This is a genomic window from Tardiphaga sp. vice154 (genome assembly GCF_007018645.1).
Classification (GTDB): Bacteria; Pseudomonadota; Alphaproteobacteria; order Rhizobiales; family Xanthobacteraceae; genus Tardiphaga.
This window is the reverse complement of the sequence record NZ_CP041399.1, coordinates 1093133-1115803: the sequence shown is the minus strand read 5'-3', so window position 1 is coordinate 1115803 and position 22671 is coordinate 1093133. Positions and strand designations below refer to the sequence as shown.

The following is a 22671-nucleotide window of genomic DNA, read 5'->3' as shown; positions in this document are numbered from 1 at the left end:
TTCAAGTGCTTAATTTCCGCGCCCGACGGTTGCGTCCCGTGTTGTGGCGGCTTTGACGTCTCACTAGGATCGGCAAAAGAATCCGCTGCTGGCGAAGCAAACTGCCAGAATCGAGAAAACGATATGGCAGCTTTATCGGCTAGAGGATAATTAGCTAAAGGCGGGATCGGAGCTCGTGTCAGTTGCTTGGGCCTGCAGTCATAAGGCGTCGCCGGCATGACCGGATGGACGCACGCCGTCCTCTGAAGCCAAACCAAGGCATTGACGGAGATAATCGACGGATCCTGATCCCATGTCCTGCAAGCTTAGAAGGGTTTTATTGGAGGCTTCACGAACATCACCGACGGTCTTGATGCCGCCGTGGATCAGAGCATTTCGCACTCGGGTCGTCAGGCGCACTTCATCGATCGGGATGTCGTCTTTTAACTCGGGTGTTGGATCGCGCATGACCGGCTCACTTTAATTAATTGATCCAGAATTTTATCTGGCAAACGCCCCCACAAACTAAAAGGTTCTAAACGGCCCGGCCGCTTCTCTCGCCAAAACGAGCCTGGGCCTGACCTGCAGGGACTTGGGGCGGTCAAAATGGCCGGCAAATGCAAAAATAACGCCGCTCTACGATACCATTCAGCAGCACTAACTCTCGGACTTCCGACGGTACAAGCGGGGCTTTTGTCGAGGATCAGCCTTACTTCGAATGGCGTTCCAACGATTATCGATCGCAGAGCCCGTGCGCTGCAGGCGCGACGAAATCTCGTAAATTCCGACCCCCGCTATTTTGAGCTGCATGAGCAGTTCGTCGTCTTCGGGCGTCCACGGTGTTCTTTTCCTGGTCACCGGTGATTCAATAGAAAATCAGGGTCGGTCGGCGTCGCGATAGAGCTCTTTTCGAACGGAGGCCGCGGCATTACCGACCTTGCCAACGGCCCGATGAAGGTCTTCCCGCGTCACCTTCAAGTGGCGGCACCAATTGCGGACTTCAAGGTCATCGTCCATCTGTATGTGGCTGCCCTTCTGGCCTCGATTTCCAAGCTCGTCAGACATCTTCTTTTGACCCTTTAAGCAGTACCGCCTTCGCAGCCCACGATCCGTTTAAGTGCAGGGCAGAACTCGGCAAGCGAGATTTAGTTCAATTTCGGCTCAGCGTCATGTTCGATCCGCGCATAAGACGTCATGTGCAGGCCTTCGTCTGGCGGGCTCAACAACCTGCTCATCCGACTGGCAACAGCCGGCGCGATCGGGAACACGACCTTAACGTCCCTGCGGTGACGCTGGCCCGGCCCCGCGCTAGACTGACGCAATGCCCTTTCTGCTTGTCCGCCGCGACGCAATTGTTCGAGCCTACCCCGACGAGTTCCGCGTCATCCTGGTAATGGCGGATGGCTACGAGTTTGAGGTCGGCGGCATTGCCAAGCAGACCGGCGCCAAAAATCGCGTATTCTGGCAGTGGTCATGCCCGGGTGGCGCCGGCCAATCCGCTAGAAAAGGGATAGCCTGCGCCACAGCGAGTGCGCTGGTTAAAAACTTTCGCGATGAATGTTTCGCAATCCACAACGGCGACGATGGATAGCTGGTCGAAATGAAAATTGAGACTAAGAAAGAGACCGCCAACTGAGTCGGTATATGCTCGCATTGATAAAAATATGGGCCAGAACGTTAAAGCGAGACGCGCACGCATTGTATCTTGCGGCGCGTGATCCGCGTGTCCCATGGTATGCGAAGGGGCTCGCAATCGCGGTCGCGGGATACGCTCTTTCACCAATCGATTTGATTCCAGACTTTATCCCGGTCATTGGGTATCTGGATGATTTGATTATCGTTCCACTTGGAATCGCCCTTGTAGTACGAATGATCCCGCCGGGGATCATGGCGGAGCACCGCGCTCTGGCGGAAGCTGCGCAAGAACGGCCTGTGAGCCGGGTTGCGGTAGCGGTCATTGTGGTAATCTGGATAGCGTCCACTGTTGCGGTCGGCTGGATCGCGTGCGGATACTTTTCAAACTAAGCCACGGTGGATTCAACTGGTGAACGCAACATGATTAATTCATGTCGTTTCTGGAGGGATCAAGATGCCGCAGATGGGTCGCCCGGGGTTATCCCAACAGCAAAAAGCAGAGCTATGGGCGAGATGGAAGGCGGGCCAGTCACTGAGCGATATTGGGCGAGCCCTTGGAAAGCATGCGGCTTCGGTGTTTGGGGTGCTGCTGGCAAAGGGTGGAATAGCTCCAATCGCCCGGAAACGATCGTCGCGGTGTTTGACCCTTCAGGATCGGGAGGAGATATCTCGCGGATTAATTGCCGGCCTGTCTCTGCGCAGGATTGCCGAGCAGCTTGGCCGATCTCCCTCAACCATTAGCCGGGAGGTGGATCGTAATCGAGGCCGTTACAAATATCGTGCTACCATGGCTGATGAGCGGGCATGGCAGGAAGCGTCACGTCCAAAGCCTTGTCTCCTTGCAGCGAATAGATCTCTTCAGAGGGTAGTGGCAGCGAAGCTGCAGCACCATTGGTCACCTCAGCAGATATCGGGATGGCTCATGGCCGAATATATGGACGATAAGACAATGAGAGTATCCCATGAAACGATCTATAAAAGCCTGTTCGTCCAAGCGCGTGGTGTACTGAAAAAAGAGCTGATATCGCGTCTACGCAGCAGGCGGATCATGCGCCGTGGGAAGACATCGACCACGCAAGGACAGACGCGCGGTCAAATAGTTGATGCTGTGTCGATTAGCGAGCGCCCCGCCGAAATCGAGGACCGCGCGATACCAGGGCACTGGGAAGGCGACCTGCTGTCGGGAGGAAACAACACACACATTGCAACCCTGGTCGAGCGCCATTCCCGATATGTGCTCTTGGTCCGTGTAAAGGAAAAAGACACAGACAACGTCGTGACCGCCTTGGTTAAGCAGGTCAAACAACTACCAGAAGGATTTATGTCGTCTCTGACCTGGGATCGAGGAACCGAACTTGCTGCCCACAGGCGTTTTACCGTTGCCACTGATGTAAAAGTCTACTTCTGCGACCCGCGCAGCCCGTGGCAGCGCGGCAGTAACGAAAACACCAATGGGTTATTGCGCCAGTACTTTCCAAAAGGCGCGGATCTATCGGTTTACAGTCAGGCCGATCTAAACGCCGTGGCGCTGAAACTCAACACCCGGCCGAGGAAAACGCTTGGCTTCATCACACCGGGCGCTAAGCTTGCGCAACGTGTTGCGTTCACCGGTTGAACCCACCGCGGCTTTTTTTAGGATGTCGCGCTCAGCCTTCAGTTTGGCAACCTCGCGCCTGAGACGCGTGATCTCCTGCTGCTCCGGCTTCATCTGACCTTGGCCGGGAAACGCATGTTGTGGGTCGTCGGCGAACTTCTTCACCCATTCACGCAGCTGCGTCGGATGAACGCCGAGATCTTCGGCAGCCTGAGCGTAGGACACGCCCCGATCCTTGATCAGCTTGACCGCCTCAAGCTTGTACTCTCGCGTAAACTTCCGTCTCTCCATGGCACACCTCCAGCTCCATAAAACACCTAACTTGGTGTCTTCGGAACCGGGTGCAGCTCACTACGGGTGGCCACCTGTTACGAATAAAACCGTTACATTGCTGGAAGTCACTGTCGAAGACTCAACGAAGGAACCGGCTAGCTATCTCCCCCTGCTTCTATCAAAGACGTCCCGTTAGTTGGGGGCTATTCATCTTTGGTAGGGGCAGGGGAATAGAGTTGTGTCCAGTTTCTAACGAATGGATACGATCGCAAGCTTACGCTTGCTCTCTCCGTCTTGGCTCTCCAATCAAACGAATCGATCATCAACTTGTATGATGAAATCATGAATTGCTTATACGAATAGCGACTTGATCCATTAGCAAAAGAGACATCAGCAAACATCGTCGCAATGAACTTAGCCCAGGAAATCGATATGGGAAACGGGTGAAGGTTCTGGTGAAAGAGCGAACGATAGTGAGCGAGAGAGCCAGAAGCGAACACGAGTTCGAATGAGCAAAGCCGAAGGCGCATGCGAGTTCGGACTTTTAATCAATGTCAAATGCTTCGCTCATTTCGCTGCACTAAGTCCTTTGACAGAAATTTAACAACCCGCTTACGTGATTAAATAGTGACGGGCCCATAGACAATCTCTTACAAAGGAATGGTACCAACAACGGACGCATTCCCTTGAATATTAAAGAAGCCTATTCCACATTTCACTATCACTACTTCCTGACCGTTTCGCCGGATGGCACAGAGTATCGTCATTGTTTTTCCAACTGGACCATCGGAAACTTTGAATTTGCTGTCTGGCACGAGCAGCGTAACGATGATCTCATTCAAATGAAAGAGTATCCAGAATTCATGGAATGCCGAACAACAGCGGCGGCACTTGCTCAGAAGCGCAGTGAAAAATTCCGCGAACGTGTCTCGCCATGCACTTTTCAGCAGGTCAATGTCGAGAAGGCAGAATTTGCGGGATCAATGATGAAAGAGGAATATAGATCATTGCGGCGATGGGTTTTGGCACAGGGGCTGCCTCAAGCTGATTTTGTCATCACGTTTCATCGCGATTACTATCAGCTCTCGTTTCGGGCAATGAATTCGACCCTAGAGAAAGTGATCCTGTTCTTAAAAATGAATGGCGTCGTTAGCAATCGCGGATCGAGTGATCTCATCGTAGAGCAAGACGGCCGACTGGAGGACCTCCCAGGGTATAAGGCTTGAATAGTAGTCGCCGTGCTTATGATAATATCTTAGCTGTCGCTTTCGAATCTCACTAGAATCTGATGCGACGGAGTCTGACACGTGGGTGATTTAGGATCGACATCGACAAGAATGATAATCCGGCCTTAGCGCCGGCGCGCATCTTGTCGTTTGTCGATCCTGATAACCTTATGTCTGTATTCGGCGTTCCAAAAATATTTTGCCAAACGCTTGCGCAATCTGGGTTTCATGAGAGAATCCCTGGCATGAAAACTCATACGCTTGGCACGTTCACCGCCCTTCAGCCTCGTTCTGTATCCGGATGGCCGCTCCGAATGGTCCATCATCTTGACACGGCGTCCCCCCACTTTCACAGCCACGTCTTGACGGCATCCGAACTGAAGCGGCAATCCGTGTTTGCAGCCGTGGCAGAGATGGCGCACAACGCTCGGACCCTTGCAGAGGCTCTCGGAGCGGTGTCTGGCGTCCAGTGCCGCGATCCGCTCGCCCAATCGGCCCGGTCGTTGGTTCTTCTGAAGCCTGCTCAAGTCCTCAGGGCAATCTACAACAGCGTTCCTGATGCCTTGCTCGGGACGCTGAAGCGAGTTGGACCCGACCCTTTCAGTCGGCTCGGGCTTTATCGGGACCTCTTCCGCCTTTTCGCTGAGCCTGAGGAACGCGAGCGAGCCGACCTCATCCGGCATTATCCGGGCAAGCTAACAGAGGAGCGGCTGGAGATCGCTCTCGTTCTCGATTCGGCGCTTCTCCATCAGCGGGTATTTGAGCGTGTGACTGACCTGGACGACGCTGAGCAGGCGAACGCGGCGGTCCGCCTGATCCGAGCGACCGTCTCGACCGCCACCACTACGGAACTGCGGCGGTCGGTTTCTGTGTTGCCCCAAGTTATTGGGCTGTCAACCTGGGCGGCATCCTGGCTCCGGAGGCTTGACCGGCCGCTCGCAGCACCACCGGCTCTGACTGATCCCGACCTCATCGTACTAGGCGTGGCCGACCTTCGAGCGGCGTCGATGCAGCTACGAAACTGTCTTCGCGAACGGGTACTTCATGTGGCAACCGGCCGAGACTGTTACGTTGTCTCGCCGGGTGCTGTCGCTGAATTGCGACGTACCTCTGACGGCCGATGGGTTTTGTTCGACATGTGGGGTCCCGGCAACGAGCGTCCGGATGAGCGCATTGCGGGTGAGATGCGCCGGAAGCTGGAGGCCGCTGGTGTGGTCTCGCTCGCGGCGGCGGTCCCGCAAGCTGATCTGGAGCCGCTGGCCGAATTTTTCAACGCCTTCGATCTCCTGAGCGGTTGGCCGACCCCAGGACGAGCCCGACACCGGCTCCAAGCCAGGCAGGAGGCCGCCTGAGCATCCCCCCAATGCCCCGGGGTTCAAGTTTGGCTCAGCCATCGGCCCTCTCCCTGCCTCAGCAGAGCCTTGTAGAACGGCTCAGGGAGGCCGAGTGCCGACGCGATGCAATAGAGCAAGAGCTTGCCCGCGTCATTCGCGAGAGCGAAGCTGAAGCGGAGATCGCTGCCTCGGCTATCGCTCGGCTAAGCGTTGCTTTGGACAAGCAAAGGGCACGGGCAGACGAGTTCGAGCGGATCATGAGCGCGATAGGACGCGAGTTTGCCATCTTGAACGCTACCGCGACCACGTTGGCTGAGCGCGCAGGGGTCTCGCCAGCAGATTTGGTGGACCTAAAGAGCATGTGGGCGAAAGCCGCCGCCGATCCTGATCACGCGACTGTTGGGCTGCATCAATCAGCACCCGACTTCCTCGTCAGGGCAGCCCGGACTGCCTTCCGGAAGGCGTACCACCCCGACACCAAGCCGGAGAACGAGAAGCTTGGGGCTGAAACGATGTTTAAGCGGAAGGAGGCAGCGTTTGATCACCTGTTCCGAATGCGAGGTCTGTCCAGGTGATCGCGAACCGATTCAAATGGAAGCATGCCTGCAATCATGTTTTCGGTAGTTGGGCTCGCGTTCTGGGCAATGTTCGCCGCCGCCATTCGAGTGATATTGAGAACCTTAAAAAAGACGGTGATTTTCCAAATTGGGCTTTGGGTCGGTTACACGACTTTCTCCCGAAACAAGCTTGGTCGCAGCGCTAGAATTCAAATGGGGATGCGGACGCATGAATACCTATACCGCCACGGTGAAGCTGAATTCAGGTATGCAGAAGGTGACCATCCAAGCTGATAGCGCTCAAAAGGCTAAGGAGATGCTGGAGCGCCAATATGGATCGGGGACTGTTCCGACGTTGCCGATGAGGGTCGATTGAGCGTTAGCACGCCGCAATGTCTGATGCAGTCACGATGCACTACCTTACATAGCTTGGCCGTATCGCGTCGTCTGAAGTGCCATCGGCACGCCACTGACGCTGCTAGTTTTATCAGCAGGTTGCTCTTCGCGAACGGTTACGTCACGTAACGAACTTTCAGCGACGAGCGTGAGAGGCTTATGAAGCCGTTCACCAGCGGGCGTTTAGAAGGCGATTAGCGCTGCGAAGTTCTAGAAAGACTACGCAAGCTGTTCCGCTCTCCAAAAAACCTGATTTCGCGTCGGATGCTATCCCAAAACCGTGCTGCATTATAAATACTGGATGCAACCTTCCTACTGTCTTTACCCGATAACTACTGCTGACGCCCTTGAGGTAGCCGAGCAGATCAATCTGGACCTTATCCAAACCAACATTGAGCCTAGCCGGTTCCAGGGCTACCTCTTGGAGGATCTGAGCAGCGCGGTATTCCTGATGTGTAGGTTTGACGCTAAGCGTTGGCCCACGAAAAACGACGATCTCTTCTTTATGTACGTTGAGCGCTCACCCGATGTAGCGGCGTGGATAGGATCATGTGGTTGTGAGTTCAAAAATGTTGAGATAGCTGCTGTCCTGTTTGCGTCAGATGAGGATAGGGAGAGCTTCGAGAAGGTACTGTGGCCTCATCGCGCCCCCGAAGGGGCCTAAATCTGCTGCGATTTGGCCACTTAGAAGATGCACGGCATAGCGGCAATCTCGATTGCTGGCTCCATCGGCTCGCAATGCTTGACAGGACCCAAAGCTTGCAGCCTCCGTGGTCCGATGCTCAAGCTGATGGATTGATACCGCCGCCCATTCGGAACCACCGCAATCCTGTCCGCGTGCAGAACGCGATACACCTCCTCGCGAAGAGTGTCAGGCGCAATGGGTCTCAGCGTCGTTGGCCAGCGTTTGAACGCCTCGACAAGCTCTGCCTCTTGAACACACCCGAGCACTAGGATGCCTCGCGCTCGATTGTCGTGACCCAGCCACACGGTAAGGCTCACTTCGTTCCACCACATCAGCTGTGCGCGTTGATACTCGACCACGTTCCGGACGCGGGACGCCCATGAGCGGAAGCTTGCATCGCAGATGTCGATCTCAGCGGTAAAAAACTTCCGAGCTTCTGGCAGAATACGGCGCGTGATCTGGCCAGCGTATCGCCATCGGCAGGTGTCGCACTGAACGGAGCGACATCGGTTTTCAGAGTGACATGACATTCCTCTATTTATAAGACGCCTAAATCTCCTTTTGGAGAGCGGCGCGTGATTGAAGAGAGACACCCGGTCCAAAGCGCGCAGCCTGATAAAACACTCCATCTAGAACGCGTAGCGCCACAATGGCTGGCAAACTGAAAGCAACGCGCTCGTGTGCGCGTTGGGTTATTTCCTAGTAATGGCAATCTTAAAAGACTTGACGAGGGGATGCTCAATCTTGAGATTAATAGTGAGAATGCGCCGCAATCGTTTGACCTGACGGATATTTTGGACCAGCAGGATAGAGACTACTGCATTGGGACGCTCCGATCTAGATGGTAGGTGTTAGGTGCTGATGTCTGTGGTGCAGGTGGTCGGTAGTTCAGTGAGGAGTGCGGTCGGACCGTGTTGTAGTGATTGCGCCATTGCTCGATGACAACCGTGGCTTCCTTCAGGCTGTAGAAGATTTCACCGTTCAGGCACTCATCACGCAGCTTCCCGTTGAAGGACTCGCAGTAGCCGTTCTCCCATGGACTGCCTGGCTCGATGTAAAGTGTTTTCGCCCCGAGCTTTGCAAGCCAGCTACGCACGATCTTGGCCGTCATCTCCGCGCCGTTGTCGGATCTGATGTGCTCGGGCACTCCCCTGGTTAGCATCACGTTGGCCATCGTCTCAATAACGCCAAAGCTGTTGATGCGACGAGCTACCCGGATCGCCAGGCATTCCCGGGTGAACTCGTCGATTAAGGTCATCAGCCGGAGCTTTCGCCCGTCGTGGGTTTGCGCCTCGACGAAGTCGTAGCTCCAGACATGGTTGCGACGCTGCGGCCTCAGGCGGATGCAAGATCCGTCGTTAAGCCACAGGCGGTCCCGTTGCCTCTGTCTCCTGGGTACTTTCAGCCCCTCACGGCGCCAGATCCGCTGAACCCGGTCGCAGCCAACCTGCCAGCCGGCAGTGACCAGCAGCGATGTGATCCGGCGATAGCCATATCGTCGTAAGCGTCCGGTCTGGCCGACCTGCCGCGAGGGGGAGAGATTGCGTAGTGTCCACCTTTGGTAGTGAATACTCAGGAACACTCTTTCATGTGTCAACGCCGGAGAGATTTTACAGCGGCTGGCCGGAGTAAAAGTGCAGCACGGACGCAAGCAAGAAGGCCCCCGATCGGGGGCCTTCTTGCTTGTCGCGTTTCATTCCTGAGGGGCCGCGTCCGACGGCGGTTCTGACCGCGCTCGGCGTGACCGGCGTCTGGAGTCGGCGAGCCTGAAGCTATCGCCGTTCATTTCGAGGATATGGACGTGATGCGTGAGGCGGTCGAGGAGCGCGCCGGTGAGCCGCTCGGAGCCGAACACGGACGTCCACTCGTCGAACGGCAGATTGCTCGTGACCAACGTGCTGCCTCGCTCGTAGCGCTGGCTGAAGACCTCGAACAGCAGCTCGGCCCCGGTCACAGAGAGTGGTACATAGCCGAGTTCGTCGATGATCAGCAGCTTGTAGCCGGCGAGCTGACGCTGAAGACGCAGTAGCCGTTTTTCGTCGCGCGCTTCGAGCAGTTCGTGGACCAGAGCCGACGCCGTGATGAAGCCAACCGATAGACCCTTCTGGCAGGCCGCCAAGCCGAGCCCGAGCGCGATGTGGCTCTTGCCCGTGCCGCTGTTGCCGACAGCAATGATGTTTTCGCGCCGCTCGACGTAGTCGGAGCGCGCCAGTTCCAGCACCAACATCTTGTTTAGCGATGGCAACGCCAGGAAGTCGAAGCTGTCGAGGCTTTTAACGGTCGGGAACCGCGCCACCTTGATCCGGCGCTCCACCATACGTCGCTCGCGATCAATCATCTCCATCTCGGCCAGCCGCATCAGGTAACGCGGATGGTCGACGCCTTCAGCCGCACACAGCCGGGCGACCTTGTCGTACTCTCGCAGGAACGTCGGCAGCTTCAACGCCTTCAGATGGTGGGCGAGCAGGATCTGCGGTGTGTCGGTCATGTCGCCACTCCGGCCAACAGATCCATGTACGACCGCGCCGATGTTGTCGCGACCGTCGCTTTGGGCAGATACGGATAGATCGTCATGTCGAGGCGTGGCGGACGCCGCTCGATACGGCACAGCACCAGATGCTTCACGGCATCGAAGCCGACCGCACCGCGCGCGATAGCGTCGCGCACAGCGGCGGCCACGTCGTCGACCTTGAACACCTCGATCAGCCGCAGCACCTGCACAAACTCGCGCTTGCCGGACCTGCCCATACGGGCCTCAAGCAGGCGGCGCAACGTCGCGAACTCCTCGGGCAACTTCCAATCGGCGAGCGGGGCTGCCTGGTCGAGCGCATTGGTTTTCTGCTCGATGAGCGCCAGGTAATGCAGCGGATTGAACACGAAGTCCTCGCGCGCGTAGGAGCGGGGATGGCGCGCAATCACCTCGGCTCCGCAGGCGATGATGACCTCGTGCACGTAGCCACGGACCAGAACCTTCTGGTGCCCATAGGCCGTCGGCACCGAGTAGTCATTCAGCCGATAGCGCACCAGCGAGAGCGAGTTGACGCTGCCCGGCTTCTTGTCGCAAGCGTCGTAGGGTGCCGGCAGCGGCTTCTGGAACGCGGCGAGATCGTGCTGCAGCCGCTCGCCAATCGTGCCGTCATGGCCGCGCAGCCGTTCCGCAAGGCGCCTCCGGCACCCCTCCAGAAGATGCCCGTTCAAGGCCTCGAAGTCAGCGAACACGGGGATCGGCACCAGGAAGTTCCGCCGCGCATACCCCACAAGCCCCTCGACCTTGCCCTTGTCGTTACCCTTGCCAGGGCGGCCAAACCGATCCGTGAACAGGTAATGCGATTGCAGCTCGCTGAACACGCGCGTGCGCTGACGCTTGCCATCGCCGAGAATGCGGGCAACCGCGATCCTGGTGTTGTCATAGAGGATCGACTGCGGCACCCCGTCGAAGAACGCGAATGCTCGCACGTGCCCGTCGCAGAACGCTTCCGTCGTCTCCGCCGGATAGCCCACCACGAAGATCGCGTCGGAGTGCGGCAAGTCCATCGCGAAGAAGTGGATCTTGCACTCGACGCCGCCGATGACGCCGATCGCTTCGCCGAAGTCGGCCTGGGCATGCCCCGGCGGATGCGCAAGCGGCACGAACATCTCCTGCGTCCGCTGCCGCCAGCCGGCAACGTAGTCCTTCACGATCGTGGTCTTGCCCGTAAACCCGTGCTCGTCGCGGAGCCGCTCGAAGATCCGCTTCGAGGTATGCCGCTGCTTCTTCGGCCGGTCCTTGTCGGTCGCCAGAATCGCATCAATAACACCGCTGAACTCGTCGAGCTTCGGCCGCAACGGCGGCTTCCTGCGCACGTACCCGGGCGGCACCGAGAACTTCAGCATCTTCGAGACCGTCCTGGCGTTGATGCCGAACCGGTCTGCCGCAGCGCGCTCGCTGATCCCCTCGATCAGAACGGCGTGCCGGACCCGCGCGTAAAGCTCCACTGTCTTCATCCCCCGTCCCCTGCCGTTCCTGACAAAGAACTCTAACTGCCGCAGTTTTACTCCGGCGCAGCCAAGCAAATCGGCCGCTTCAGTGAGGCAGTATTGCTCCGGCTTTTACATTCATGGCCCGGCCTCGCAAGCACCGGCATTGGAGCGACGAAGAAAAGCGTTCGATTTGCTGTCAGAGCAAGACAGCCGGGATTTTCGTGGCGCAGGTCGCACGGCGGTATGCGATGAGCGCGAACCTGATTTTCAAATGGCTGAACGATCCACGTTATGCACCTGACAACGTTGTTGAGGATACACAGACGTTTTTGTCGGTCGAGATCGAGGCAAATGCCTCTGCCGACACAGTGTCGTTGGCAGAACCTCCGGCAACGACATGTTCGGGCGGGGCTGGACGATTTGAGATAATCTTGCCCGATGGCCTTCGGCTGAAGGTTGATGGCGAGTTCGATGGAAGTGAGCTTGCACGGCTGATCAAGGGTCTGATGGCGTGATCCCGGTCCCCAGCAATACGCGCGTTTGGCTGGCTGCTGGCGCGACGGACATGCGGCCTGGATTCCACACATTGGCAGCGCAGGTGCAGGGTTCGCTGGCCGAAGATCCATTCTGCGGCCACATGTTCGTCTTCCGGGGGCGAGGTGGTGATCTCTTGAAGATCATTTGGTGGGATCAACAGGGGGCATGCTTGTTCTCCAAGCGTCTGGAGCGCGGCCGGTTTGTTTGGCCGTCTGCAAAAGGCGGGAAGGTGTCGATGTCGGCGGCGCAACTGGCAATGTTGCTTGAGGGGATTGATTGGCGGACACCGCAGAGGACGTGGCAGCCACTGACGGTTGGATGACGCAATAAAGTCAATAAAAAGCAGAGGTAATATACACGTCATGGATTCCCATGAATCGCATAATTTGCTAGACAATTGATGATGAAGCTCAGTCCTGCAAACAGCTCACAGAACAAGCAGATTGACACTGCTGCCCTTCGCGCGCTGCTTGCCGAAAGAGACGCAGAGATTGCGGGCGTCAAAGCCGAACTTCACAGCCAGAACATTTTCATCGAGAAGTTGAAGCATCAACTCGCCGGTCTGCGCCGCCACCAGTTTGGATCAACCTCCGAAAGCCTCGATCGGCTCGAACTGACCCTGGAAGATGAAGAGATTGCGCGCGCAGCGAAGACAGCTGTCAGCCATGATCCTTCGTCAGACACGCCAAAAGAGCAGCCCAAGCGCAGGGCGCTGCCGGAACATCTGCCGCGCAACGAGACTGTGCTTTCTCCCGGTGATGCTTGCCGTGCCTGCGGCGGCAGGTTGAAGCGTCTTGGCGAAGATGTTACGGAAGAACTTGAATATGTTCCCGGTCGCTTTGTGGTCAATCGCATTGTCCGCCCGCGCATGGCCTGCGCCTGTTGCGAGAAGATCCAGTAAGCGCCTTTGCCATCAAGACCGATTGAACGGGGCCGTCCCGGTCCGGGTTTGCTCGACCATGTTATGGTCAGCAAATACGACGATCATTTGCCGCTTTACCGCCAGAGCCAGATTTTTGGCCGTGACGGGATCGATCTGGAACGCTCCACCCTGACCGGCTGGGTTGGCCATGCAACGGCCCTGCTTGAACCTCTGGCGGATGCCATTGGCCGCCATGTCCGGCAGGGTTGCGCCATTTTCGCTGATGATACACCCGTCAAAGTGCTGAGCCCGGGCGCAGGTGGTACAAAAACTGCGCGCCTCTAGGTCTATGCCCGCGATGAACGTCCCTGGGCGGGCCCGTCCCCTGCGGCAGCCTGGTATCAGTTCTCCAGCGACCGAAAGGCCGGACGTCCGCAGGGTCACCTCAGCACTTACAAGGGCTGGATGCATGCCGATGGCTATGCCGGGTTTAAAGAACTCTATCGCAGCGGCCGGATCAGGGAGGCCGCCTGCATGGCGCATATCCGCCGCAAGTTTGTCGATGTCCATCAATCCCAAGGTTCTGTCATTGCCGAAGAGGCCATCAAACGCATTGCCGGACTTTATGCCGTCGAGAAAGAGGTGCGGGGTCAACCGCCCGATATCCGCCAATCAATCCGCCAGCAAAAAGCAAAGCCGATCCTTAATAACCTTGAGGCATGGCTCAGCCAGCAATTGCCGAAAATCTCTGGCAAGACGCCACTGGCGGCGGCCATCCGCTATGCTCTGACCCGGATCAAGCGTCTGCGGTCCTATCTCGACCACGGTTTTCTGGAGATTGATAATAACACGGCCGAGCGCTCCATGCGCCCTATTGCCCTGGGCAGAAAGAACTACCTCTTCATGGGCACCGAAGGCGGCGGCAAGGCCGCAGCCATTGCCTACACCTTGATCGAAACCGCCAAACTCAACGGTGTCGATCCCCAGGCCTGGCTCACGGACATTCTTGGCCGCATCGCTGACCACAAGATTACCAGGCTCGACGAGCTGCTGCCCTGGTGTTACGCTGCAAAGGCAGCGTAACAGACTCAACGTCCATTACGTCAGAGCGCCTAGACCGGACGGTTACGATTGGTTGGGCTATCGAGGTGGAAGACGATGAGGGGCGGCTCGCCTTTGAACTGCCAGTTGACCGATGCCACAAAGGCATCGCTATAACGTGTTGCAATCGTAGCACGGGCAGCGTCAAATGTGGAAGCCAATGGCGTCGTCAATTTCTGCGATGAAGCAGTTTGCTCCATCTCTTCCTTATTGACATCTTCTTCACCGAGAATTTTCTGGCATTGAAGCACAACCCCAGTGGTGGATACGAAGAAGAACAACAGGGCAGCAGCTAAGCCTGCCCAGCGATGAAACTGGCGAGATGTCATGCAATAAACTCAGAATAATAAAAGCGTTCTTATCGAAGAGACATGACCAGCTTTTGCAAAACAAAGACTAATTATAGAAACGTTATCGCAATGAGCATGACACCTGTTTCTCGCGTACTATCACGTTGCGACGACTGTTTTCCGGCTCCACACAATCAAAAGGCCAACTAACGCAATTGCGGTGAAAGCTGCGCCTGCGAAAAACGTCATGCGTGGGCCGTAAACATCCCAAAGCCCTCCAGCAATTACGCTGGCAGCCAGCATGGCGACGCCGCTCGCTAGATTGAACATACCAAAGGCCGTGCCACGGAGGTCTGGTGGAGCCGTGTCGGCAACGAGCGTGGCAAGCAGGCCTTGGGTAAGACCCATATGCAAACCCCAGAACACTACGCCAACCAGTACCACGGGCACCGTTGTCCCGAATGCGAGAATAAGGTCGGCGACGACCAGCATCGCTATTCCCACAAATATAATTCCATTCCTCCCGATTCGGTCGGAAAGAACGCCTGCCGGATAAGACACCACGGCGTAGACGACATTCATCACGACCATGATGGCTGGTACGATCGCAATCGGCATGCCGACATTCTGCGCCTTCAAAATGAGGAACGCTTCACTAAAACGCCCAAGCGTGAAGATGGCGGCAATCCCAACAACCACCCAGAACGGCGCAGTGAGGCGCTTGACGTCGCTCAGTTGCATGCGAGGTTTTGTATCTTTGACCGTCGTTGACTTCTTCGGTTCCTCGACGCCGTACACTAAAAGCGCGAACGCAATGAACGCGGGAATGACAGCAATCCAGAACACCAGCTTGAAATTGTTCATGGTCAGAAGCATCAGGCCGATCACCAGTAGTGGCCCGACAAATGCGCCGACCGTATCGAGCGACTGCCGAAGGCCAAAGCTTGCTCCGCGGATGTGTTCAGGTGCGATGTCGGCGATAAGGGCATCACGCGGCGCACCACGGATACCTTTGCCGATGCGGTCAACTAACCGCGCGCCCACAAACCACCCGATACTTGACGCCAAAGGGAACACTGGCTTCGTAAAAGCTGCCAGGCCATAACCGATGACGACAAGCAACTTGCGGCGACCGAGCCAGTCCGAAATCGCGCCGGAGAACACTTTGGTGATCATTGCCGTCGCTTCGGCGATGCCTTCAATGAAGCCAACTGTCACCATCGAAGCACCAAGGACGGTGACCAGATAGAGCGGGAACAGCGCGTGGATCATCTCTGACGAGATGTCCATGAACATGCTGACGAACCCGAGCGCCCAAATTCCGCGTGGAATGTCCAGCCATGATCTGTTCTTAGTTTCGCTCATTGCTCGTCACCCTTTCAAGCGTATCACGAGAGCATGAGCGATCTTGGTCGCATTCACAAGGATGTGGATCCTGTCGCTGCGATGATGGGGGTGTCCAGCGGCACATTGTGGATGTGCACTCAAAGCATACGCGTACTGTTCGTCGCCCCGTGGGCCGACAGGGTAAAGGAAATTTGTCTCGATATGGTATCCACGATGGCAGCTCGTGGACACGATCCTGGACTTCAGCAACAACTATGCGCCAAGAACATCCGTCGTGGCAGGCGGGTCAGGCCGTACGCTTACATATCGTCCGTATTGGGATGCCAGAGAGATAATCGCTCTCGTCAGCGCATCCTCATCAGCCCGGACGATCGTGGTGTAGCGCTGGGTCCCGCGCGGTTGACCGACGATCCGGCAGGCCTGGCTCTCCGAGAGACCATACTTCCCTCGAATGCCCTCTACTGCCTGCCGGTGCCGTTCGGGGCTTACAAGTTTCCCGAGGCAACGTCCTTGAGCACCTGTTTCTCAAGCGACAGATCCGCGACCAGGCGTTTGAGGCGGACGTTCTCCCGCTCCAGGTCCTTCATCCGCTTCGCCTGATAGAGTTCGAGGCCGCCGTACTCTTTGCGCCAGCGATAGTAACTCTGCTGCGAAATGCCCGCTTCGCGACAGGCAACCGGCGCCGCTTTGCCCTGCGACATCAACACTTCGATCTGGCGCAAGAGCACCACGATCTGCTCCGCCTTAAACCTTTTCTTCGGCATCATCAAAGCTCCTTTCCAAGTTCAGTTTCTCACAAAGCTTGGTCCAAAAAAGCCCGGGCAGGTCACGTTGTGGCGGTGGAAGTAAATTAAACTCAAAAAGAAATTGGAGGGAACCCGTGCAGAAAGCAATGTCACTGGTTATTCTTCCAGTTGGAATTCGTAGTCCTTGACGTCGGCTCGGGCCGTCGTACCCGCAACAGCCACGGCAATGCCGATCGCCGCTGCCCGGAGGGCGCGCGTGGAATTGTAGCTCTTCATTGTGAAATCCTCGATGTCCTGATGTACCGCGAAGGCGGCATGCGTTTATCCGCGCGGCCTCTGGCCGACGCAGTGGCAGACGGCGTGTCGACGCCGATCAGATCGAGATTCGAGGGGGATGGTCCGGAGGGACACCGACGAGGCCGTCGGCCGCCACGTCGTAGAGCGCGAACGATAACCGCCGAGCCTGGAAGGAAGTCTGGACGGCGGCGTCGGACGCCGGCTCCGCCTGTGCGACCGTGAGCATGCACCTCGCCATGAGCGGGCAATCCTTGCAGTCGTCGGTCGGGTGTCCGACCGAACAACACGGAGTGTCCCCGGACATGGCCGACATGTCGGTCATTTCCGCAGCGGCCACCCGGTTCGCCGCCGCAGGCGTTACCAGCGGCGCCAACGTCAGCCCAACGATTACGAAGACCGCGAGCGTTAGACGGATAAGGCGACGATTCATGACGGAACCCTAACTCCGACCCGGATATTTGCGAATAACCATGTTTTCCGTAGCCCTTTATGCAGAATCAGAGCGATTTCGGAAGCTGCACCAGACCGTTTTCGAGAGCATCGCCAGTCAATCTCTTAAGTCGTACTGAGAATGTGACGCACTTCACTTCTTCGAAACCCTAGAAGGTTCCGACGAAGTCGCCACCCCACGGCGGCAGATCTCCGGTCCCGTAAATCTGCTGATTAGTTCAAAAGCGGAGTTGCCGCATAAACTGTAGCGATAACCTGACTTTCTTCCGGACTCTTGAATCACAAACAACCGTCCCGAAAGCGACATCGTTGCGAGCTGCGATAAAGCAGCCCTGTACGGCCGGAATCCCCGAATCGCTGACGAAAGCAAATCGGTTCATTGGGGCGCCCATAGCGAGGAACGCATGAGCTCGCCCCGTGGAATCGTTTACGCGGTCGGGGTGGACATCTATTTCTTGTCGCCCATGTGATGATTTTCTGTTTTTGGGCCGCCGCTGTAGTGATGGCCGTTAGTGGTCGGAGCGGTAACCTGCGGCGCAGCTTTGTCCTGTGACACCGGATGCTTCATCATGTGCGGCACGACCGTTTTAGGACCGCCTTCGTAGTGATGAGCATTGGCATCGTCCGAAGCGGCTTGTGCCATCAGCGGGGCGGTGACGAACTGCAGTGCGATGAGCGTTACAATCATTTTTCCGGTAAGCATCTACATTCTCCTTGTTTGGATGCAGTAGGTATATTCCGGAATTTCCTATAACCGATTGACTCAAATCAAGACTGCGTCCTGTTATTGCCAGGTCTGATCACGACGTACGCAGCATTGCGTCTCACCGACGATCAGAGTCGCTTCCGATTGGATCCGTTGAGATGAGCAAGCCGTCAACGATGTGCTTCACGGCTTCACTCCGACGTCCTACCGCTTGGATGGCTACCCGCCTTTTGCGGAAATAGGACGATGCAGACCAGCATGAACACTAGAAGAACGGCTGAGGCTGTGAAGCGTCCGAACGCCATGCCTCCGTCCGCGACCGGCTTGTCGAGCAGGTCGCCTACCGTGGCGCCCAGGGGCCTGGTGAGGATGAACGCGCTCCAAAATAGCAGAGTTCGGGAGGTGTTCGTCCAGAAATACGTCGCGGCGACGGCCGCCAGGCCGGCACCGAATACCAGCGCTCCCTTTTCGTACCCCAGCCCCGTGTCGTCGGCCATCCAATCGCCGAGCGCGGTGCCTAATGTCTGCGAGAAAAGGATCGCCGCCCAGTAGTAAGACTCGATCCTGGGCGACGCCACCGTGTCGACGGCCACGGATCCGGCCGACCAATACCACGTGGCAAGCGTCACCATGAGGAGCACGAACAGAATGGATGCGCCGCCCGCGTAGCCGATCTCCAACGAGCGGTCGGCGAAATCCGCGAGGGTCGTGCCCGCAGTCGTTGTGGCGACGATGACCGCCCAGTACAGAAGCGGGTGGAATTTCCGTGCCGAGATCTGCGCGACCACGGCGAAGATGAAGAGCCCCACGAAAATCGCGCTGCCTATCGCGTAGCCCAGGTTCATCGACATCGTGACCGCGTCGCCTGCGGTCTCGCCCAACGTCGTCGCCGCGATCTTGATCACCCAGAAACCCAGCGTGACGGCGGGTACCTTGGACATGTCGGTCTCTTTGGCTTCCGTCATAAATGGCTTCCTCTGCATGTAAATCTGTTCGTCTCCGGACGCTCAGGGGAGCGCCTTCGAAACCGACCTGACCGCCTTCAGACCCTCCCCGAAACGGATGATCGACTCCCGATGCCGTTCGAGCTCGCCGTAGGCGAGATATCGGACGTCGAGATCGACGACCGCGGCGAAGGCCGGTCTGGCCATCTGCGCCCGGACATCGGCTTCGCGGCCGTCCGGCGCTACCAGAAAGATGCCCTTGAGCAGGTTGCCGCAAGGACCGAGCGCGAGATCGAGCATTCTGACGATTCCGGAGTAGATCGAAGTGGTATGCTCGACCTCGAATGCGGCGTGGATCGCTCCATCCCTCTTGTCCAGCCAGAGCACGTCAATGAGCCTTACGGCATCGATCCCCGCCGATCCGTCGAACGGACGGAGATCTCCGGCGCATCCGTCCGACAGCCGCCCTCCGCCATAAGCACGGTTGCGGTCGTTGGATGCGATCCAGACGTCGTATCCCAATCCAAGACCGATATCGCGCAGGAGACCCTGCATGTCGGTATGGGTCCGATCGGTTTCCGTCTCGCGGCCCGGCGTTTGGGCGGCCGCCTTTTCGCGCACCTCAGCGAGGTCGCGTTCCCAAGCTGAGATGCCGTCGGCGCCTTCAAGCGGAGGGGCCGGATAACGGCCCGTGCCGACGTCGAACAGGAAGCCCGCGACCGCGCCCAGATCGTTCGAAAGAAGGTCGCGATGCTGGGCGTTGAGCCGCAGCACGCCGGCCCGCATCGCCAGGTAGTCGGGCCAGCTACCCAGCTTCACTCGGGATCCGGTGACGGCGTTGTATCCCTTCACGATCGTCGTGTTGAACGGCGCTGCGATCGTGGGATGCAGAAAATACAGCAAGTTCGCCGCTGCCGGACCCAGGCCCTTGATCTTGCGGCCGTCCAGCGCCACGATGGCGGCGAGCACCTGTTCTTCGGTCGAACAGCAGGCGCACGTGTCGAGGAAGCGCCCGAAGGCCAGCTGATTTCCGGCATCTTCGTAGATGTCGGGTATCCGAAGCTTCGGCTTCCAGAGGAACGCGTGGTCGGCACCCTTGAAAATCTGACGCTGCTCGGCGACGGACTTCACCGCGACTTCGAGGGAAGATCCCTTGTAGACGTTGCCAAACGTGCCGTCTTCGATCTGCCGCACGACCTGCTCGATGCCGCGGCGGATGGACCGGAAGTTCTTGAGCCGCTCCTCCCAAAGGAACCAGGACCGGTACGTGGCGCCCGGATCTTCCCTCCAGGCCTCGATTGAGTATCTCAGTCGCCCGGAGGCCTCGCTAGACAACATCCCGCCCTGTCCTTCTTGTCGTCGAGACGGCGTCGACGCTGCGCCATCGTCCCGTTCTCCCACAAGCGAATGCATGCATCCAGCCATCGACCGGACCGTCAGTGCGGATGACCGGGCTTGGAGCCGCTATTTCCCGCGGCCCCCTTTCCGTCGGTTCGCGAATCCTTATCGCCGTCCATTTTCATGTCGCCCATCTCTTCGTCCGGAGGAGCATTGGCCACCATCTCCTTGTAGTGGTCCGCCGAGAGGCCCGGAAGCCGTGTCACGAAGGCGACGATGCTCCAGATGGTGTCGTCGTCGTGGCCGACGCCCCAGGCCGGCATACCGCTCATCTTCAGCCCGTGCTTCACAACCCAGAACGCCCGCTTCGGATCGATGCGCTGTTCGGACAGGTTCGGTGGCTGCGGGTAGAGGCCCGGCCGGATCTCGGAGTCCTTGATGCCCGGCGCCAAATGGCAGTTCACGCACATGGCCGCATACTGCCCCGCTCCCTTAGACACACGCTGCTCGTCCTGAAGCTCGGGCAGATCGATGTTCCTCGAGTGCGCGGCGATCGAGCGGTCGCGGATCGTCTCGATGACCCTGCGGGTGACGTCCCAGTGCGGCGCATCGGCTCCCATGTCGTAGGCGCCGGCGCCGAAGTACAGTGCCACCCCACCTAGACCGATCGATATGGCGACGATGCCCGTGACCCAACGTCTCATGTGACCGCTTCCTGCTGCGCCCGGCGATCGGCCGCGGGACGTATCGTGATCGCCGACGGCGCATCCAGCGTCCGTGACCACGTCCGGTAGAACGCTATGGCGGTCATCAACGAGATGCCCATCGTGCTCAAGGCGATCTGCGTGACGAGGGCGTTCGAATACATCTCGAGGATGAAGTGGCCGATGAATGAAAGGAATATCCCGACGCAAAAGACCTCGAGCGACCGCTTTCCGCACACGATCGCCGGCTTCAGCAACGCAGAGTGCAGAACGGACGAGTCTTTAGGGAAAAGCCGCACCACGATGACCGCAAGAGCCAGCAGATGGATGACGCGGTACGGCGCCAGATTGGTCTTGTCGTTCGGATCGAACACGTCGATCAAATCCGCGGACAGAAAACTGGTAGTGCCGATCCGGACGGCAATCGTGACGACGAAAGCGAAGACCACGAAGACGATGCTTGCAACAAGGACTGTCCGCGATCGTGTGAGGGTCTGCACCCGCGTCCGACCGCCCAGCGCCGCCCATGCACCCATCGTGAAGAGAAGCTGCCAGGCGAAGGGATTGAAGTACCAGCCGCCGGACGGGTACGCCGAGAAGTTCCAGTCGTAGAAACGAGCGGACAAGTAGACGATGACGGAAGCCCCCAATGCCAAGTCCGGCGCTCGCCGCATGAGGATCAGCAGCGGCGGAAAGCCGGCCATGATCACGATGTACAGCGGCAGCACGTCGAGATTCAGCGGCTTGAACTTCAGCAGAAGCCCCTGAGAAAGTGTAGCGACCGGCTGCTCGATCAGTCCGGCGACGTTGAATTCGTCCAGAAGATGGGAGTGGCCGCGCTGCGCGACGTAGCCGATCGCCACCGCGTAGAATACGAACAGCAGGATGTGCGCGACGTAAAGTTGCCAGACGCGGCGGAGGAGCAGCGCCGTTCCGGCAAGAATACCTTGCAGCGCCATCCGCCGCGCGTAAACGAACGCCGCCGTGTATCCGGAAATGAACACGAAGATGTCCGCGGCGTCGCTGAATCCGTAGTTTCTCGTCGTCAGCCACGCCACGGCGTTGTTCGGAATGTGATCGAGAAAGATCGCCCAGTTCGCGAGACCTCGGAACAGGTCGAGACGCAGATCGCGTCCCGGCGAAGGCGTCGGCGGAGCTTCATTCTTCATCGGTACCAACCGGTTCCGGAGTTCATTTGCGTGTTTCTCACTGCGGCAGCCTAGCCGGGAGGTCCGGCGCCCCGGCGGGTGGCGCGCTCCGGCCGAGGTCCGCGATAAGCTGCTTCATTTCAGCGATCTCCTTCACCTGCGCTTCGATGATTCCGTCCGCGAGCTTGCGCACGCGCGGGTCGCGGATGTGGGCGCGCTCGCTGGTCATGATGGCGATCGAATGGTGCGGAATCATCGCCTTCATGTAGGAGACGTCGTCGACCGTCTGCTGGCTGCGAACGAGCCACAACGCGACCACGAAGATGAGGGCGCTGCCGACGAAAATCCCGGCATTGGATCGCTTGTCCGGATACATCTTCATCATGAAGGCGAGCATGAGCGCCGCCATCACCGCTCCCATCACGAAGGCCATCCACATCCGCGTCTGGCTGAAGAACACATGGTCGATCGCATATGTGTTGAGGTACATCAGGCCGAACATCACGACCGTAGAGGCGGCGATCATTGCGCCGAAGCGCGCATAGCTCATTTTCATCATCAT

At 57.8% G+C, this 22671-nt stretch carries 22 protein-coding genes and 4 pseudogenes; 10 read left to right on the top strand and 16 right to left on the bottom strand.

Going from position 1 to position 22671, the window contains the following annotated elements; all coding sequences use genetic code 11:
• Positions 1–198: 198 nt before the first annotated feature.
• Together FIU28_RS05245 and FIU28_RS05240 are read right to left on the bottom strand one after the other, a co-directional pair.
• A complete protein-coding gene (locus tag FIU28_RS05245; RefSeq protein ID WP_143571969.1) occupies positions 199–447 on the bottom strand; it encodes a DNA-directed RNA polymerase subunit alpha C-terminal domain-containing protein in 249 nt (82 codons plus the stop codon).
• 408 nt (positions 448–855) lie between these two features.
• Complete coding sequence (locus FIU28_RS05240) at positions 856–1044, bottom strand: DUF3606 domain-containing protein (RefSeq protein WP_143571968.1); 189 nt, start codon at positions 1042–1044, stop codon at positions 856–858.
• A gap of 256 nt (positions 1045–1300) precedes the next feature.
• On the opposite strand from FIU28_RS05240, the gene FIU28_RS05235 reads away from it, so the two are divergent.
• The 3 genes from FIU28_RS05235 to FIU28_RS05225 all read left to right on the top strand — a co-directional run bounded on the left by FIU28_RS05235 (position 1301) and on the right by FIU28_RS05225 (position 3229).
• Positions 1301–1570, top strand: coding sequence for a hypothetical protein (locus FIU28_RS05235; RefSeq protein WP_143571967.1), 270 nt, complete (start codon positions 1301–1303; stop codon positions 1568–1570).
• Positions 1571–1623: 53 nt separating this feature from the next.
• Positions 1624–2004: a YkvA family protein gene (locus tag FIU28_RS05230; RefSeq protein ID WP_143571966.1), complete on the top strand. Its 381-nt coding sequence runs from the start codon at positions 1624–1626 to the stop codon at positions 2002–2004.
• A 64-nt stretch (positions 2005–2068) separates the two neighbouring features.
• Entirely contained in the window at positions 2069–3229 is a 1161-nt protein-coding gene (locus tag FIU28_RS05225; protein WP_210247753.1) for an IS30 family transposase, read from the top strand.
• A 12-nt stretch (positions 3230–3241) separates the two neighbouring features.
• Here FIU28_RS05225 and FIU28_RS05220 read toward each other — a convergent pair.
• Positions 3242–3499, bottom strand: a pseudogene (locus FIU28_RS05220) (transposase); the annotation flags it as partial.
• 668 nt (positions 3500–4167) lie between these two features.
• On the opposite strand from FIU28_RS05220, the gene FIU28_RS05215 reads away from it, so the two are divergent.
• The 4 genes from FIU28_RS05215 (at position 4168) to FIU28_RS26290 (ending at position 6974) form a co-directional block, all read left to right on the top strand.
• Complete coding sequence (locus FIU28_RS05215; protein ID WP_143571965.1) at positions 4168–4707, top strand: hypothetical protein; 540 nt, start codon at positions 4168–4170, stop codon at positions 4705–4707.
• Between the two features lie 143 nt (positions 4708–4850).
• On the top strand, positions 4851–6059 hold the full coding sequence (locus tag FIU28_RS27430) for a hypothetical protein (RefSeq protein ID WP_246660875.1): 1209 nt from the start codon (positions 4851–4853) through the stop codon (positions 6057–6059).
• Between the two features lie 29 nt (positions 6060–6088).
• Positions 6089–6616 (top strand): hypothetical protein, encoded by a 528-nt coding sequence (locus FIU28_RS05205; RefSeq protein WP_143571964.1) that lies wholly within the window; start codon positions 6089–6091, stop codon positions 6614–6616.
• A gap of 211 nt (positions 6617–6827) precedes the next feature.
• Positions 6828–6974 carry a hypothetical protein gene (locus tag FIU28_RS26290; protein ID WP_168202866.1) on the top strand — a complete coding sequence of 49 codons (147 nt, stop codon included), beginning with the start codon at positions 6828–6830 and terminating at the stop codon, positions 6972–6974.
• Positions 6975–8493: 1519 nt separating this feature from the next.
• Here FIU28_RS26290 and FIU28_RS05200 read toward each other — a convergent pair.
• From FIU28_RS05200 to istA, 3 genes and pseudogenes are all read right to left on the bottom strand, one after another.
• Positions 8494–9177, bottom strand: a pseudogene (locus FIU28_RS05200) (IS3 family transposase); the annotation flags it as partial.
• 195 nt (positions 9178–9372) lie between these two features.
• Positions 9373–10167 (bottom strand): IS21-like element helper ATPase IstB, encoded by a 795-nt coding sequence (gene istB, locus FIU28_RS05195; protein WP_143571963.1) that lies wholly within the window; start codon positions 10165–10167, stop codon positions 9373–9375.
• On the bottom strand, positions 10164–11663 hold the full coding sequence (gene istA, locus FIU28_RS05190; RefSeq protein WP_143571962.1) for an IS21 family transposase: 1500 nt from the start codon (positions 11661–11663) through the stop codon (positions 10164–10166). The genes istB and istA overlap by 4 nt, the downstream gene beginning before the upstream one ends.
• Positions 11664–11776: 113 nt before the next feature.
• Here istA and tnpA point away from each other — a divergent pair, with 113 nt between their 5' ends.
• From tnpA to tnpC, 3 genes and pseudogenes are all read left to right on the top strand, one after another.
• Positions 11777–12154 (top strand): IS66-like element accessory protein TnpA, encoded by a 378-nt coding sequence (gene tnpA / locus FIU28_RS05185; protein ID WP_143571961.1) that lies wholly within the window; start codon positions 11777–11779, stop codon positions 12152–12154.
• Positions 12151–12498 (top strand): IS66 family insertion sequence element accessory protein TnpB, encoded by a 348-nt coding sequence (gene tnpB / locus FIU28_RS05180; RefSeq protein ID WP_143571960.1) that lies wholly within the window; start codon positions 12151–12153, stop codon positions 12496–12498. The genes tnpA and tnpB overlap by 4 nt, the downstream gene beginning before the upstream one ends.
• 81 nt (positions 12499–12579) lie before the next feature.
• Positions 12580–14121 (top strand): annotated as a pseudogene (tnpC, locus tag FIU28_RS05175) (IS66 family transposase).
• A gap of 29 nt (positions 14122–14150) precedes the next feature.
• Here the strand turns inward: tnpC and FIU28_RS05170 are convergent.
• The 10 genes and pseudogenes from FIU28_RS05170 to FIU28_RS05125 all read right to left on the bottom strand — a co-directional run bounded on the left by FIU28_RS05170 (position 14151) and on the right by FIU28_RS05125 (position 22659).
• Positions 14151–14468: a hypothetical protein gene (locus FIU28_RS05170; protein WP_143571959.1), complete on the bottom strand. Its 318-nt coding sequence runs from the start codon at positions 14466–14468 to the stop codon at positions 14151–14153.
• 120 nt (positions 14469–14588) lie between these two features.
• A complete protein-coding gene (locus tag FIU28_RS05165; protein ID WP_143571958.1) occupies positions 14589–15794 on the bottom strand; it encodes an MFS transporter in 1206 nt (401 codons plus the stop codon).
• A 285-nt stretch (positions 15795–16079) separates the two neighbouring features.
• Positions 16080–16543: pseudogene (locus FIU28_RS05160) on the bottom strand (transposase); the annotation flags it as partial.
• Positions 16544–16895: 352 nt separating this feature from the next.
• Positions 16896–17249: a hypothetical protein gene (locus tag FIU28_RS05155; protein ID WP_143571957.1), complete on the bottom strand. Its 354-nt coding sequence runs from the start codon at positions 17247–17249 to the stop codon at positions 16896–16898.
• A 468-nt stretch (positions 17250–17717) separates the two neighbouring features.
• Positions 17718–17972 (bottom strand): hypothetical protein, encoded by a 255-nt coding sequence (locus tag FIU28_RS05150; protein WP_246660874.1) that lies wholly within the window; start codon positions 17970–17972, stop codon positions 17718–17720.
• A 194-nt stretch (positions 17973–18166) separates the two neighbouring features.
• Positions 18167–18940, bottom strand: a complete 774-nt coding sequence (locus tag FIU28_RS05145; protein ID WP_143571956.1) for a COG4705 family protein — start codon at positions 18938–18940, stop codon at positions 18167–18169.
• A 42-nt stretch (positions 18941–18982) separates the two neighbouring features.
• Positions 18983–20257 (bottom strand): type II restriction endonuclease, encoded by a 1275-nt coding sequence (locus FIU28_RS05140; protein WP_143571955.1) that lies wholly within the window; start codon positions 20255–20257, stop codon positions 18983–18985.
• Between the two features lie 98 nt (positions 20258–20355).
• Entirely contained in the window at positions 20356–20961 is a 606-nt protein-coding gene (locus FIU28_RS05135; protein WP_143571954.1) for a c-type cytochrome, read from the bottom strand.
• Complete coding sequence (locus FIU28_RS05130; RefSeq protein WP_143571953.1) at positions 20958–22130, bottom strand: OpgC domain-containing protein; 1173 nt, start codon at positions 22128–22130, stop codon at positions 20958–20960. The genes FIU28_RS05135 and FIU28_RS05130 overlap by 4 nt, the downstream gene beginning before the upstream one ends.
• A gap of 37 nt (positions 22131–22167) precedes the next feature.
• Complete coding sequence (locus FIU28_RS05125; RefSeq protein WP_143576044.1) at positions 22168–22659, bottom strand: DUF305 domain-containing protein; 492 nt, start codon at positions 22657–22659, stop codon at positions 22168–22170.
• Positions 22660–22671: the final 12 nt, after the last annotated feature.

Coding starts and splice junctions, on each gene's coding strand:
- FIU28_RS05245 (WP_143571969.1), bottom strand. CDS start 447: ATGCGCGATCCAACACCCGAGTTAAAAGACGACATCCCGATCGATGAA.
- FIU28_RS05240 (WP_143571968.1), bottom strand. CDS start 1,044: ATGTCTGACGAGCTTGGAAATCGAGGCCAGAAGGGCAGCCACATACAG.
- FIU28_RS05235 (WP_143571967.1), top strand. CDS start 1,301: ATGCCCTTTCTGCTTGTCCGCCGCGACGCAATTGTTCGAGCCTACCCC.
- FIU28_RS05230 (WP_143571966.1), top strand. CDS start 1,624: ATGCTCGCATTGATAAAAATATGGGCCAGAACGTTAAAGCGAGACGCG.
- FIU28_RS05225 (WP_210247753.1), top strand. CDS start 2,069: ATGCCGCAGATGGGTCGCCCGGGGTTATCCCAACAGCAAAAAGCAGAG.
- FIU28_RS26290 (WP_168202866.1), top strand. CDS start 6,828: ATGAATACCTATACCGCCACGGTGAAGCTGAATTCAGGTATGCAGAAG.
- istB (WP_143571963.1), bottom strand. CDS start 10,167: ATGACCGACACACCGCAGATCCTGCTCGCCCACCATCTGAAGGCGTTG.
- istA (WP_143571962.1), bottom strand. CDS start 11,663: ATGAAGACAGTGGAGCTTTACGCGCGGGTCCGGCACGCCGTTCTGATC.
- tnpA (WP_143571961.1), top strand. CDS start 11,777: ATGGCCCGGCCTCGCAAGCACCGGCATTGGAGCGACGAAGAAAAGCGT.
- FIU28_RS05170 (WP_143571959.1), bottom strand. CDS start 14,468: ATGACATCTCGCCAGTTTCATCGCTGGGCAGGCTTAGCTGCTGCCCTG.
- FIU28_RS05165 (WP_143571958.1), bottom strand. CDS start 15,794: ATGAGCGAAACTAAGAACAGATCATGGCTGGACATTCCACGCGGAATT.
- FIU28_RS05155 (WP_143571957.1), bottom strand. CDS start 17,249: ATGAATCGTCGCCTTATCCGTCTAACGCTCGCGGTCTTCGTAATCGTT.
- FIU28_RS05150 (WP_246660874.1), bottom strand. CDS start 17,972: ATGCTTACCGGAAAAATGATTGTAACGCTCATCGCACTGCAGTTCGTC.
- FIU28_RS05145 (WP_143571956.1), bottom strand. CDS start 18,940: ATGACGGAAGCCAAAGAGACCGACATGTCCAAGGTACCCGCCGTCACG.
- FIU28_RS05140 (WP_143571955.1), bottom strand. CDS start 20,257: ATGTTGTCTAGCGAGGCCTCCGGGCGACTGAGATACTCAATCGAGGCC.
- FIU28_RS05135 (WP_143571954.1), bottom strand. CDS start 20,961: ATGAGACGTTGGGTCACGGGCATCGTCGCCATATCGATCGGTCTAGGT.
- FIU28_RS05130 (WP_143571953.1), bottom strand. CDS start 22,130: ATGAAGAATGAAGCTCCGCCGACGCCTTCGCCGGGACGCGATCTGCGT.
- FIU28_RS05125 (WP_143576044.1), bottom strand. CDS start 22,659: ATGAGCTATGCGCGCTTCGGCGCAATGATCGCCGCCTCTACGGTCGTG.